The organism is Sutcliffiella sp. NPDC057660 (assembly GCF_042800035.1).
Classification (GTDB): domain Bacteria; phylum Bacillota; class Bacilli; order Bacillales; family Bacillaceae_I; genus Sutcliffiella_A.
The window spans coordinates 97,899-112,538 of record NZ_JBHVHV010000005.1; the positions used below are offsets into that span (position 1 = coordinate 97,899).

11 protein-coding genes are annotated in these 14,640 nt (G+C 41.8%); all 11 read right to left on the bottom strand.

The features are described from left to right. Positions 1-4: 4 nt before the first annotated feature. Positions 5-2,614, bottom strand: coding sequence for a DNA mismatch repair protein MutS (mutS, locus tag ACFVAD_RS06680; protein WP_386637369.1), 2,610 nt, complete (start codon positions 2,612-2,614; stop codon positions 5-7). 601 nt (positions 2,615-3,215) lie between these two features. Further along, a complete protein-coding gene (locus ACFVAD_RS06685) occupies positions 3,216-3,755 on the bottom strand; it encodes an outer spore coat protein CotE (protein WP_386637371.1) in 540 nt (179 codons plus the stop codon). A gap of 309 nt (positions 3,756-4,064) precedes the next feature. After that, positions 4,065-4,496 (bottom strand): YlbF/YmcA family competence regulator, encoded by a 432-nt coding sequence (locus tag ACFVAD_RS06690; RefSeq protein ID WP_386637373.1) that lies wholly within the window; start codon positions 4,494-4,496, stop codon positions 4,065-4,067. Between the two features lie 5 nt (positions 4,497-4,501). Then, positions 4,502-6,037, bottom strand: coding sequence for a tRNA (N6-isopentenyl adenosine(37)-C2)-methylthiotransferase MiaB (miaB, locus tag ACFVAD_RS06695; protein WP_386637375.1), 1,536 nt, complete (start codon positions 6,035-6,037; stop codon positions 4,502-4,504). 165 nt (positions 6,038-6,202) lie between these two features. Then, positions 6,203-7,381: a glycine C-acetyltransferase gene (locus tag ACFVAD_RS06700; RefSeq protein WP_386637377.1), complete on the bottom strand. Its 1,179-nt coding sequence runs from the start codon at positions 7,379-7,381 to the stop codon at positions 6,203-6,205. Between the two features lie 42 nt (positions 7,382-7,423). Further along, a complete protein-coding gene (gene tdh, locus ACFVAD_RS06705) occupies positions 7,424-8,464 on the bottom strand; it encodes an L-threonine 3-dehydrogenase (protein ID WP_386637379.1) in 1,041 nt (346 codons plus the stop codon). A gap of 1,028 nt (positions 8,465-9,492) precedes the next feature. Next, positions 9,493-10,359: a 2-oxoacid:ferredoxin oxidoreductase subunit beta gene (locus ACFVAD_RS06710; protein ID WP_386637381.1), complete on the bottom strand. Its 867-nt coding sequence runs from the start codon at positions 10,357-10,359 to the stop codon at positions 9,493-9,495. Position 10,360: 1 nt separating this feature from the next. Further along, positions 10,361-12,097, bottom strand: a complete 1,737-nt coding sequence (locus ACFVAD_RS06715) for a 2-oxoacid:acceptor oxidoreductase subunit alpha (RefSeq protein WP_386637383.1) — start codon at positions 12,095-12,097, stop codon at positions 10,361-10,363. A 259-nt stretch (positions 12,098-12,356) separates the two neighbouring features. Continuing rightward, positions 12,357-13,280, bottom strand: a complete 924-nt coding sequence (locus ACFVAD_RS06720) for a dipeptidase (protein ID WP_386637385.1) — start codon at positions 13,278-13,280, stop codon at positions 12,357-12,359. 107 nt (positions 13,281-13,387) lie between these two features. Further along, positions 13,388-13,648 (bottom strand): stage V sporulation protein SpoVS, encoded by a 261-nt coding sequence (spoVS, locus tag ACFVAD_RS06725; RefSeq protein ID WP_009330666.1) that lies wholly within the window; start codon positions 13,646-13,648, stop codon positions 13,388-13,390. 150 nt (positions 13,649-13,798) lie between these two features. Further along, positions 13,799-14,593 (bottom strand): TIGR00282 family metallophosphoesterase, encoded by a 795-nt coding sequence (locus tag ACFVAD_RS06730; RefSeq protein WP_386637388.1) that lies wholly within the window; start codon positions 14,591-14,593, stop codon positions 13,799-13,801. Between the last annotated feature and the right edge of the window lie 47 nt (positions 14,594-14,640).

Consider the following 14,640-nt stretch of genomic DNA (forward strand, 5'->3'; position numbering starts at 1 on the left):
TCTCCTATTTTTTCGTTTTTAAAAGCTTTTGAATTTCATATAGTTTATTTAACGCATCAAGAGGTGTCGTATCAAGTAGATCCATCTTCTTTAATTTTTCAATTGCTTGCGTTTCCGCTTTACTCATTTTCTCATGACCACGCCGCTCTTCGTTCACTTCAAAGAATGATAGCTGTGTAAGCGGATCTGCACTTTCCTTTGCTTTGAGGTTTTCCGTTTCTGGAAGAGTCGATGAACCAGGTTCAGCTTCAAGCTGTTCCAGAATGACCTGGGCACGCGCTATCAGCTCTTTTGGCAGTTCCGCAAGTTCCGCTACATGGATACCATAGCTCTTATCGGCAGGACCTTCCTTCATCTTATGCAGAAATACAACTTTTCCGTTTTGCTCCACCACACTGACATGGATATTCTTCAGTTTATCCAGATTCTGATCCAGGGTGGTCAATTCATGATAATGCGTAGAGAATAAAGTTTTGGCACCGATCTTATCATGAATATATTCAATCAATGCCTGGGCAAGCGCCATTCCGTCATAGGTGGAGGTTCCCCGGCCTATCTCATCAAATAAGATCAAGCTGTTTTGCGTTGCATAGACGATCGCATTTCTCGCTTCCAGCATTTCTACCATAAAGGTGCTCTGGCCTGAAATCAAATCATCCGCTGCACCGATTCTCGTAAAAATCTGGTCAAAGATAGGGAGGGATGCCTCACTGGCAGGCACAAAACACCCGATTTGAGCAAGAATCGAAGTCAGGGCAACCTGTCGCATATACGTGCTTTTCCCTGACATGTTAGGTCCTGTGATGAGCAGCATCTCGTTTTCCTTATCCATCCAGCAATCGTTCGGCACATATTCATTGGAGTCCATAACCTTCTCCACGACAGGATGACGACCATCCTTGATATGTACTCTCCGTTCGTCATTGAATGTCGGCCTCGTATAATGCCGCTCCTCGCTGATAGTCGCAAAGCACTGCAGGACATCCATTTCACTGACCGCTTTTGCCAGCTTTTGAAGTCTTGGAATATAGGCCTTCACTTCTTCTCTCAATTTTAGAAACAGCTCGTATTCCAATGCCACTATCTTTTCTTCCGCTTCAAGAATAAGTGTTTCCTTTTCCTTAAGTTCCTCGGTAATGTAGCGTTCCGCGTTTGCTAGTGTCTGTTTTCTTTCATATCTACCTTCAGGCAATGTTGCGAGATTCGCTTTTGTTATTTCAATATAATAACCGAAAATCCGATTGTATCCTATTTTCAGTGAACGGATGCCCGTAAGCTCGCGCTCTCTTTTCTCAAGCTCCGCAATCCAAGTCTTGCCGTTCTTCCGTGCATCCCGGTACTTGTCCAGTTCCTCATGAAAGCCGTCCTTCATCATATTGCCCTCTTTAACGGAAAGGGAAGGCTGTTCTACGAGACTGTCTTGCAAAAGCCCTGTTAGATCAGCGCATTCATCCATATGTTCCAACACACTGTCCGTGTCAATCGGGAGCGTTTGAATCTGCTCTTTTAATGCAGGAATTTGTGACAATGATTTTCGGAGCTGCACGAGGTCGCGGGCATTCACATTCCCAAAAGCCACACGCCCCGCCAGCCTTTCCAGGTCATAGACCTCTTTAAGGAGCTCTCTTATTTCCTGCCTTGTAAAATACTCCTTCATTAACGTCTCAACTAGTTCATGACGGGTATCTATTTCTTTTTTATTTATTAATGGCCTGTCCACCCATTGCTTTAATAGTCTTCCTCCCATAGCTGTTACAGTCTGATCCAACAGCCACAGCAAGGAGCCTTTTTTACCTTTGGATCGGATGGTTTCCGTCAGTTCGAGGTTCCTTTTTGAAAACAGATCTATTTTCATCGTTTGATCCAACTCATAGAATTGCGCTGGCTGCAAATGGTCAAGACTCCGTTTTTGAGTTCTTTTCAGATAGTTTAAAAGTCGACCAACCGTTATTAGCAGTTTTTCCTGCTCCAACTTGTCCGCAATATGGGAAAATTCCGGAGTAATCACCGTTGATTGCTCATAGGAGAATGTGACTACCATTCTCTCTTTAAGCATCTGGACAATATGTGGCGGAAACCCCTCTTCTATCACAACTTCCTTCGCTCCGATTGAATAAACCTCATTCAGCAGCGACTGTTCAGGGCCGGACATAATGGTCGTATGTATTTCCCCGGTAGAAAGATCAGCAAATGCCAATCCATAAGTTTCGTCACCAAAGTCAGATAGGGTCGTAAGAAAGTTATTTTGCTTATCTGTTAAACCTTTACCTTCCATAACCGTACCAGGTGTGATAAGCTGGACCACTTCACGCTTCACCACACCCTTGGTAAGCTTCGGATCTTCGACTTGCTCGCAAATCGCCACTTTAAATCCTTTGTTTATTAATTGTTCTATATAGTTAGGAGCCGCATGATATGGAACCCCGCACATCGGAATCCGGTCCTTTGATCCGCCATCACGGCTCGTTAATGTAATCTCAAGCTCCTGGGATGCCTTAACCGCATCCTCAAAAAACATTTCATAAAAATCTCCAAGGCGAAAAAATAAAAAGGCATCTTGGTAGTCTGCCTTCACTCTTAAATATTGCTGTATCATAGGCGTATAAGAAGCCATGTTATCCCCAACCATTCTCCATTGTTTTTGCTGTTTTATTATATCATATTTCACAAGGAGCTATAGCGGTGGGGATTTGATTATATAAAGTTGTTGAAATTTGTATAGCTTAAAATGGTTATTCTAAATTAATTTTCCGTTTAACACCGCTGTTGATTTCCGCACTAGGCTGCGCTTTCCGCGGGGCGTTAATGGAGCCGCTTCGCCTATTGCTCCAATCAACAGCTAGATTCTTAAAAAAGCAGCAATAGATACTAACAGAGAACTTCATGTAAAAGATTTTCACCATGACAAATGAAAATATAGTGCAGACGTTATGCGTAACTTGCCGCCCCTGTTGATTGGAGTGCAAGGTGTGAGACTCCTCGAAAATGCAAGCATTTTCTTCGTGCGATGTATCGCTGCCGCAGCCTTCCTTGTCCTGCGGGAGATAGCGGTAGACTTGAGACCCCGCAGGCAAGCCGAGGAGGCTCAAGCTCCACCCCGCGATCGCTGCCACCTGGAACGGAAATCAACAGGGAGTCCAACAGATTACTTAGTTTTTAGGGTAACCTTCCAGAAAACAAAAGAAAACTAGGAAGTGGCCTCCCTAGTAATCTTCTTATTCTTCGTATCCGTCTACAATAAAGTCAGGATTCAGATCTTCGAAATCCTCGTCTTCTACATCCCAGTCCGAATCATCTGTAGAAGTTTCAGGATGTACCTCCACAACCACTTTTGTTTCACCGATTATTTCAGCAAGAAACTCTCTTTCCACCTGCACTTCCACTTTTCCACCATTTTCAGAAATGCTCGCCTCCAGGCAGTTGGGCTGTTGCAGTACGCGTGCTACTACTTCGTGCTCATCGCCAATACTGTTGTCATCCTTATAACGGAGCTTCACCACATCCGTATAGGAGACAGTTTCCGTGACAACCTGCGTTTTCGTATTGTCACTATGGGAAAACCAACAGTTGATATCATAATGCCCTGCCACTTCAACTGTGTCGTCCACTTTCTTCGCATCATACTTATGATTAATGACCCAGCATCCTAAAATACTAGTAGGACGATGCGAGGGACTAATCGTATGTTTAGACTGCGTAAATTTTCTACCTTTACCGGTAACTGCTCTTGTGATAATTTCTCTGTATTCAGACATTCGAGCATACACCCTCCTCATGACAATCTTCATTTCATCCTATGCGGGTTAAATGACAATTGTGCTTTAATGACATAAAAAAACGAAACCAATAATTTCTAACAAATTAACGTATAGTTCATTGTATGCAAGCTTTCCGAGATATGTGCCTATTTTATATGATTTTTTCAAGAAGAGAGGTTCGCTCATTAATATGCATATTACGAATCCACTTTAAGCCTATAACTCATTTCAATTCCAAAAAAAGAAGCAGCAAGGATAAGACTCATATCCTTGCTGCTTCTCTATACTGGTTTGGCTGCTTTTCGATTAATTGCATGAACCGCCGTGGCTATTCTTTACATGGGAGCCAGTTTCCCCGCGTAGAACATCGCCGCCGGTTGAAACGATGATTTCGTCTGTCACCTTATTGGAAATCGCATTTGAAACCAGTTGCAATAGGTCGTTCACACTTTGCTGGGAGTTTTTGAATTCTTGAACAATCGGAATCTCATCCAATTCTTTTAACAGATTATCCAGCTTTTCTTCTGTTTTCTTAAGTGCTTCCTGCTTGCTGTAGTGTTGGAAATTCACAGCTTGCTTTTGAAGGCTCTTCACACTTGCAACCATTTCCTTGATTTTTTGGTTTTCATTAATCTGTGCTTCTGCACGTTTGAAGTAATCCACTTCTTCCGTCTCCGCGATCATTTGTGCCAATTCTTTTGCTCTTTCAACGATGTCCGCTTTTGTATATTTAGCCATAATCCTTATACCTCCAGTGTTTCTTCTACCAGTTCACCATCAAGTGTCCAGGTTTTCGCTTTTGTTACCTTCACTTTTATCAACTTGCCGATAATAGATTTTGGTCCTCTAAAATTCACCAATTTGCTTTTTTCTGTATAGCCTGCCAATACATCAGGGTTTTTCTTGCTTTCCCCTTCTACCAACACTTCCACCACTTGCCCTTCATACTCTTTCAGCTTTTTCGCCGAGATTTCATTTACTAGGGCATTCAAGCGCTGAAGACGCTCTTTTTTCACTTCCAATGGAACATTGTCCACCATCTTGGCAGCAGGAGTTCCTTCACGAGGGGAATAGATGAATGTATATGCTGTATCAAATTCAACTTCACGGTAAAGGGAAAGCGTTTCTTCAAACTGCTCTTCCGTTTCATTCGGAAATCCGACGATAATATCAGTAGTCAAAGAAGCGTTGGGCATTGCCGCTTTAATTTTGCCGACAAGTTCCAGGTAGCGCTCCCTGTCATACTTTCGTGCCATCATCTTCAACACCTCGGAGCTACCCGATTGTACAGGAAGATGAATATGGTCAAGCAGGTTTCCGCCTTTTCCCAGAACCTCAATCAATCTATCGTCGAAATCTCTTGGATGACTGGTTGTAAAGCGGATTCTTGGTATATCTATCTTTCTTATTTCGTCCATCAGATCTCCAAGTCCATAAGTCATATCCTCAAAGTCTTTTCCATACGCATTAACATTTTGACCTAGTAGGGTGATTTCCTGATAGCCTTGTGCTGCCAGATGACGGACTTCCTGAATGATATCCAGAGGACGGCGGCTTCGTTCTTTCCCGCGAGTATAAGGCACGATGCAATAGGTACAGAATTTATCACAGCCATACATGATATTTACCCAGGCTTTGATCTCACCTTTACGTACCTTAGGAAGGTTCTCGATTACATCGCCCTCTTTGGACCAAACTTCGACAACCATTTCTTTAGACATATAAGCCTCTTTAAGTATGTTAGGAATACGGTGGATGTTATGTGTACCAAAAATCATATCCACTTGATTGTAGGTTTTCAAAATCTTATTAACTACTGATTCCTCTTGGGACATACAGCCGCAAACACCGATCAAAAGGTTAGGACGGTGTTTTTTCAAGGTTTTCAAATGTCCCAATTCACCGAACACCTTATTTTCGGCATTTTCCCTGATTGCACAGGTATTCAATAGGATGACATCCGCATCATTTACTGTATCTGTCGGTGCATAGCCCAAACCGAGAAAAATACCAGCCATTACTTCTGTGTCATGCTCGTTCATTTGACAGCCATATGTGCGAATATAGAATTTCTTACCGTTACCCAATCCTTGAAATTCTTCTGAAATATGAAAGTCATTATGATAGTTCACTTCTTCTTTTCCGCGCTTTTTCGCATCCTTCAAGGATGGTGGAATATACACGGTTTCAAAGTACTTGCTGAAATCTTTAGCGGATTTTTTGTCCGATGGATTTCCAACGCCCACTTGCTGTGATTCTACTCTTTGCTTTTCATTCATAAAGATGACTCCTTCCCATAGAGTCTATAAAACTCTACACATTAACATAGTATATAATTTTATCCAGTTCTAAACAATATAAATACATGAGCTGTAGGAAAATGTTCATATTCATACATAAAAAAGAGACACGCTTTTAGTGGTGTCTCTTCTCTTGTTGTCTTATTATGAAATAATCCCTAGCTCTTTCCCGGCCTTTTCAAAAATATCCAAAGCCTCTTGGAGTTCTTCTTTTGAATGCTGTGCAGTAACTATGGTACGTACACGTGCTATCCCCTTCGCCACTGTCGGGAATGCAATCCCTTGAGCGAATACACCATATTCCAATAATTTATCGGAGAATTTATGGCATAATGCTTCTTCTCCCACAATAACAGGGGTAACAGGTGTTTGGCTATTTCCTGTATCAAAACCAAGCTTCTTAAGCCCATCCTTGAAGAATCTCGCATTATCCCATAGCTTCTCAATCAGTTCCGGCTCCTCCAAAAGAACTTGGATCGCCTCATCACATGCAGCCGTAACTGCAGGCGGATGAGAAGTACTGAAAAGGAATGGTCTGCCTTTGTGGATTAGATAGTCAATCAAAGAACGGGTACTCGCTACATATCCTCCGAGTACACCAACAGCTTTACTCAATGTCCCGACTTGGATATGAACTCTTCCGTCCAAACCGAAATGGTTCACAGTGCCGCGGCCATTTTCACCAAGTACACCAGACGCATGGGCATCATCAACCATGACAAGTGCATCATACTTTTCTGCAAGCTCGACAATTTTATCCAGTGGAGCAATGTTGCCATCCATGGAGAATACACCATCTGTTACGATGAGGCGTTTACGGAAGTCAGCTGATTCCTTCAGTGCACGCTCCAAATCTTCCATATCAACATGCTTGTATACTTTACGAGCTGACTTTGTCAGACGGATACCATCAATGATGGATGCATGGTTCAGTGCATCGGAGATAACAACATCCTCAGGTGACAGAATGGCGGACAAAACTCCCTGGTTTGTTGTAAAACCAGATTGGAATACGAGCGCTGCCTCTGTGTGCTTGAACTTTGCAAGCTTTTCCTCTAGCTCTTCATGCATGGTGAAAGTTCCCGCGATGGTACGGACGGAACCTGTTCCTGCACCGAATTTTTCCACAGCTTCCAGCGCCGCTTTTACAAGGCGAGGGTGAGAGGTAAGCCCCAAGTAGTTGTTGGAAGATAATTGAATGACTTCCTTCCCGTTGATGACTACTTTGGATCCTTGATCGGATTCCAATGGAACCAGCTTTCTAAATGTACCCTGTTCCTTCATTTGATCCAATTCTTCCTGCAGGTATTCAAACCCTTTCATTAAAACCCCTCCTGAAAATAGATGTTCACATTTAATTTGAAATTAAGGTTGTAACACAACTTTACCACATTGACCTGAAATCATTAAATCAAACCCTTTTTCAAAGTCCTCAAGTGGGAAATGATGTGTAATCATCGGTTTTACGTCTACTTGGCCAGATTTAAGAAGTCTTGAAACCTGCTGCCATGTTTTATACATTTTACGCCCCGTAATCCCCTGGACCGTCACACCTTTAAATACGATATCATTGGTAATATCAAGCTCCACAGGACGGACTGGTAAGCTAAGAATGGAAACTCGGCCACCGTTTGTCACCATTTTGAATCCTTGGTTCATAGCTATCGGATGACCGGACATTTCACAAATGACATCCACACCATTACCATCAGTCAGCTCCATTACAAGATCTACCGGATTATTCTCTTTTGCATTGATGACAGTACTCGCACCCATTTTAGTTGCAAGGTCCAAACGATATTCATTCAGATCTATTGCGATGACCTGGGAAGCGCCGGCAGCTTTCGCCACTCCCACTGCCATGATTCCGATAGGGCCACATCCGATTACCGCTACCGTTTTCCCTGCAACATCACCCGCAAGAACGGTGTGAACAGCATTCCCCATTGGCTCTTGTACAGAAGCGACATCGTATGGCATATCTTTCGGATTTTTCCACACATTAACCGCAGGAAGTGCTACATACTCTGCAAAACAGCCATGTGTATCCACCCCGATGATTTTCGTGTTCTTACAAATATGGTAGTCCCCAGTTAAACATTGTGGACACTCATAACATACAATATGTGTTTCTGCAGAAACCTGGTCTCCCAATACTACATTAGTTACTTTGCTACCAACCTCGACAATTTCGCCAGCAAATTCATGACCAAACACATAGGGAGGATTCACTCGGCTCTCTGACCATTCATCCCATGTATATATATGAACATCTGTCCCGCAGATAGATGTCGCTTTTACTTTTATCAGTACTTCATCTTCTTTGATTTGTGGTATATCAACCATCTGAAGTTCGGCACCATATCCACGATGATGCTTCACGATTGCTTTCATTTTTCCATTCACAGAGAACACTCCCTCAATAAATAAGACTATAATTCTTGATTTCTACTAACAGTGTATCATCTATGAAGTTTTGAGTAAACAGCAGTGTCCACTCGGCGTGTACAAGTGATTACGTTGGGAAAAATCATGAGAAATTTTTTGATTTTTAGTTAAGCGCTTACATTTAACTGAAAGCTCTGTTAAAAACCGCTGTTGATTTCCGCACTAGGCGCAGCGATCAAAGGGGCGTTTTTTGGAGCCTCATCGGATTTGCCTGTTGGGTCTCCACTTAAAAAAGGTGATCAAGTCTTATGTCATTTACAGTACGGTTTTGTATTTTATTGATCTTTGGCTGCTGATTCCTTCATCTAGGATCAAGAGCGCTCGCACTTATCGGTTGAAAGTTCAGGTTAAGTACTAGAGCAGATTAATAGACGGAACAATTCCGCTTAATTAGTAATTATCATTAAAAACAGCTGAAATAGACGGAGAAATTACGCCTATTGACTCGTAAAATTCTATTATCGGTGATTTTGCTTTGCGTAAGCGGAAAAACTCCCCTTATTTCCCCCGAAACCAGCTTTTTTTTTGCATTTAACCGGAAATCTCCGCTAATATACTTTTGCTGGTTCTTCGATAAAGGACAGGACATTTTAAATAAAAGATTACGACGATTCGAATCAGTAATTGTATAATAAAGAAACTCGCCAATATCTACGGCGAGTTTCCCTTTTTTATAAACCCATAATGATGACCAAACGATTGTCATTTCGGCACATTTTTTATAAAGCTGTTTTCGCATACATTGTTGATTTTGACGTATCCAGCTTAAACACGTAATATGATTCGCTTTCGTGCTCTTTTCCCGTGCAGTAGAATAAATTCCCTTTGAATCAGATGGTGGATAAGTGCCGTGAAAAATCCAAATGCCGATTTTTCACGAGCATAAGCAACAAACTTTACGAAAAGAGCCTTTAATAAAGAACGTGTCTTTAACTTATCTTTACATAAAAAAAGCCTGGACAATTGTCCAAGCCTTTTTAATTCTATTACATGAATTCTTTTACCAGTTCATTGAATTGCGCTTCATCAAGTTGAAGATCGGCTTTTGCCAGTGGCTCTTCACTGTAGTTATGCACCAATTCCTGATAGGATTTCTGCTCTTTGTTCTGGTAGATAAGACCTGTAACCAGACCATTGTGCTCCATAAGTGTTTGCATAGCAGTTACTTTACTGTGTGCATCATAGCCTTCGATATCACTCAGTTTAGTTAGATTCTCTTTAAACCAATCATATGTATTGACCTTGTTATAGGTAACACATGGACTGAATACGTTAATCAGGGAGAATCCTTTATGGTTGATACCCTGTTCGATCAAAGAAGTCAAATCCTTTAGGTCTGTAGAGAAACTTTGGGCAACAAATGTTGCTCCGGCAGTCAATGCCATTTCCATTACAGATAAAGAGGACTCGATGGACCCTTGTGGAGTGGATTTCGTTTTGAAACCTACTTCACTACGAGGGGAAGTTTGACCTTTAGTCAAACCATAAATTTGGTTGTCCATTACAATGTAAGTAACATCAATATTACGGCGAATTGCATGGATAGTATGTCCAAGTCCGATGGCAAATCCATCTCCATCTCCACCTGATGCGATAACAGTCAAATCTTTGTTGGCCATTTTCACACCTTGTGCAATCGGAAGGGAACGACCATGGATCCCGTGGAAACCATATGAATTGATGTATCCGGAAATACGACCTGAGCAGCCGATACCTGATACTACAGCAAGGTTTTCCGGCTCAAGTCCGACGTTGGCAGCAGCTCGCTGGATGGCAGCCTGCACGGAAAAATCCCCACAGCCTGGGCACCAGTTAGGTTTTACATTATTTCGAAAGTCTTTAAACGTTGCCATCTTATAACAGCTCCTTGCATTTTGTGTGGATTTCTTTCGGTAGGAATGGATCTCCATCGTACTTCAAGAGGCTACGGATTTTTTCAGCATGACCGACATTCATTTTCAGGATGCTGGCCAACTGACCTGTAGCGTTGTATTCCACAACAATGACTTTTTTCGCCGCTTTAACCAATGGCATAACTTCCTCTGTCGGGAATGGGTGAATCAGTCGGATTTGCGCATGGTTTGCTTTGATGCCTTCTAATTCCAGACGTTCCATTGCTTCTTCGATTGTTCCTCTAGTAGAGTTGAATCCTACAAGCAATACATCCGGATCTTCATGCTTCGCATTAACATGAACAGGATTGTTGAACTTCAAGTTGTTCAATTTACGAAGACGCTTGTCCATTTGAGCTTGACGGTTAGCCGCAACCTCTGATGGTTTCCCTGTTTCTTCGTGCTCAACACCTGTTACATGGTGAATGCCGTTTTTCATACCAGGAATCACACGTGGAGATACCCCGTCTTCTGTAACTTCATAGCGCTTAAAGTAGCTCTTGTCATCTGTATCCGGAATTTCTGCATTTATATCCAGTTTACCGCGGCGGATTTCTACCTTATCAAATGCAAGAGGCTCAACTGACTGCTTGCCCAATGATAATTGCAGGTCTGTCAATAGAATAACCGGCACTTGATATTCTTCTGCAATATTGAATGCTTCCACTGTGTCGTAGAATGCTTCCTGAACTGTACTTGGAGCCATAACAACCTTAGGGATTTCACCATGTGTGCCATAGATCATGGCCATAAGATCAGATTGTTCGATTTTAGTCGGAAGACCTGTACTTGGTCCACCACGCTGCGTGTCGACGACAACTAGTGGAGTTTCCGTCATACCGGAAAGACCGATCGCTTCCATCATCAAGGAAAGACCAGGACCTGCAGAAGCTGTCAGCGTACGTACCCCAGCGTAGTTAGCACCGATTGCCATTGTACATGCAGCAATTTCGTCTTCTGTCTGGATAACTGTTCCACCGAATTTAGGGAGCTTTTTAATCAGGTATTCCATAATCTCAGATGCAGGAGTGATAGGATAAGCAGGCATAAAACGTGAACCCGCTGCAACAGCACCCATTGCGATTGCGTCATTTCCGATCATGAACAGGCGCTTTTTGCCATCGGCTTTTTCCAACTGCATCGTCTGGACATTTTCTGCTTGTTCCTTCACAAATGCAACACCCGCACGGATCGCTTCCATGTTCTTTTCCACAATGGATTCGCCTTTTCTTCCGAAAATCTCCTGTACCACTTCACGGAAGGATTCTGCATCCAGATCAAGAATGGCACTTGATGCCCCAACTGCAACCATGTTCTTCATTAAAGATGTACCAAGCTCTGAAGCGATTTCTGTGAATGGTACAGCATACAATGTTGCTTTTCCATCTTCAGGAATGCTTGGCTTGAATTTCGCATCGGCAATAACCACTCCGCCTTGGCGTAATTCATGGTAGTTCACATCGATTGTTTCCTGGTCAAATGCTACTAATATATCAAGATCATCAGAAATGGAACGAACCTGTGTTGTACTAACACGGATTTTATTGTTAGTATGTCCACCTTTAATACGAGAAGAGAAATGGCGATAGCCATATAAGTAATATCCTAAACGATTTAATGCGATGGAGAAAATTTCACCAGTACTTTCGATACCTTCTCCTTGTTGCCCTCCAACTTTCCATGAAAGTTGATTGATCATGTGCCTTACACCCCTTTAATTACCTTCATTGTCAGAATTTATCATACGAATCCAATTGTAACACTATTCCGATTAGATTACTTATTTAATAATGAAATATGGAATAGAAACTACTATAAAATCAGGTAAAATATGTACTAAACGCTTTCATTGTAGACCTATTTTTTTAAAAATACAAGCGTTTGATTCAATTTCTTTCAAAAAATTTGAAAATTTTATTAGCAAAATATGAAAACGTATACATCGCTGATTTTACTAATCATTTAGGGAATCTTTTAAAGAAATTACCATAAAGAAAACCTTCCACCTCTGTATTAGAATAGTATTTTAATAACGTATTCACCAGACTTGCGTAATCTTCGTATCTGGATAATCCACTGACAGTTTTTGTGATTCCGTCAAAATCCGACCCGAAACCGATATGATCGATACCGCCAAGAGAACAAATATGATCTATATGACGGATCACATCAGAAATGTTGCATTCAGGATTGTTGGAGAGAAATTGTGGAACAAAGGTTACGCCCATGGCAGCATCTTTTTCAATCAGCGCTTTTATTTGTTCGTCAGTCAAATTCCTTGGATTATGACAAATCTTTTTACAGTTGGAATGAGACGCGATCACATATCTACCTATATCCAGCACTTCCCAGAATCCCTTTTCGGATAAATGGGAAACATCCGTCCAGATAAAGTGGTCGTTGTTCTCCAGTACAACCTGCTTACCGAACGATGACAGTCCTGCCCCTCTTTCCTCGAGAATTCCATCCGCTACTGCGTTGGCATAATTCCATGTCAGACCAACCGAAGAAACTCCTAATCGGAATAGAGTTCTTAACCGTTCCAAACTGTTGCCAATCGCGTCACAGCCCTCCAATGTCAGAATGGCCCCTACCTCATCTTCCTTCAAATGCAGCATATCCCTTTTTGAGGTAACTAGCTTCATTTTTGGAAATCGCTGCAGGATATCTCTATAAAAAATATCGATCATTTCCAATGCTACATCGAACTTTGATTCCGGTCTTACATTTTCCGGTATGTAAATAGCAAAGCATTGGACCCTTGCATCCGCATTCTTTAGTCCATCCCATGTAACATGAAGGTCTGTACTATCTTTGAAGGATAGATGAGGTTCCTCCCACATTCTGAATACAGTATCACAATGAGCATCAAAAATCCGCATTCAATTCCCACACCTTTTACAATTGTTATTGACTTGCTAAAAAAAACAAACCCGTCTGCATCTAATTGCAAACAGGCTCTCATTTATACTATTCTTCTGATTTTTTTCTATCTAGGTTCTACGATCAATTTAATTGCAGTCCGTTCCTCACCGTCAATTAATATATCGGTAAAAGCAGGAATACATATCAAATCCACTCCACTAGGAGCGACAAAGCCTCTGGCAATCGCTACAGCTTTCACAGCTTGGTTCAGTGCCCCAGCCCCGATTGCCTGTATTTCTGCATTCCCTCGTTCCCTTAAAACTCCTGCTAAAGCCCCTGCTACCGAATTTGGGTTAGATTTGGCTGAAACCTTTAATATTTCCATTTCTAGCTCCTCCTTAACATTTACAGTATATGGTGAAAGATCCATAGATGAATGAATTGTAATAATTTCATTCCTACTATATTCGGGAGAAGCCAGATGTATTCCAACTTGTATCATTACAGAAGTCTTAATATTCAAATAAACAAATTATCAATCAAAAAATGGATGGTCCTCATTAATGATCAGTGGTTTGATGGACTTGGCCTTACCTGTTTTCATATCTACATCGAGGATGACAGCATTAAGTTGCGTTCTTCCTTCCGTCACTTCAAATCGAACTGGAAGGGATGTCATAAACCGTTTCAGTACGGCATCCCGCTCAACCCCTAATATGCCGTCATAAGGCCCTGTCATCCCTACATCCGTAATATAAGCTGTTCCTTCAGGCAATACGCGATAGTCATTTGTCTGAACATGGGTATGCGTCCCGACGACTCCTGTTACCCGCCCATCCAAATACCAGGCAATCGCCTGCTTTTCACTGGTCGCTTCTGCGTGAAAATCGACAAATATAAATGGCGTCCGCTTTCTCGCTTCCTCTACTAGCTCATCAGCTTTCTTGAAAGGACAATCAATCGGAGGCAAAAAAGTTCTTCCCTGTAAATTGATTACGGCAAGCTCCTTCCCGTGAAAAGGGATATATGCAATGCCCTTCCCAGGTGTCTCACTTGGAAAATTGGCAGGGCGTATCATAAATTTTGCACTATCTATAAACTCAAAAATTTCACGGTTATCCCAAGTATGATTCCCGAGCGTCACCAGATTGGCTCCAGCAGATAAAAATCCTTGATAAATTTTTTCTGTAATTCCTTTTCCTCCTGCTGCATTCTCTCCATTGACAATGGTGACCGCAGGTTGGAACTTACTTTTTAATTTCGGCAGGTATTCTTTGACCATATCTCTACCGGGAGAACCCACAACGTCTCCGACAAATAAAATTCTCAAGATTAATCGATTCCCTTCTATATTTCTTTATTAATAGTTTCCCATAC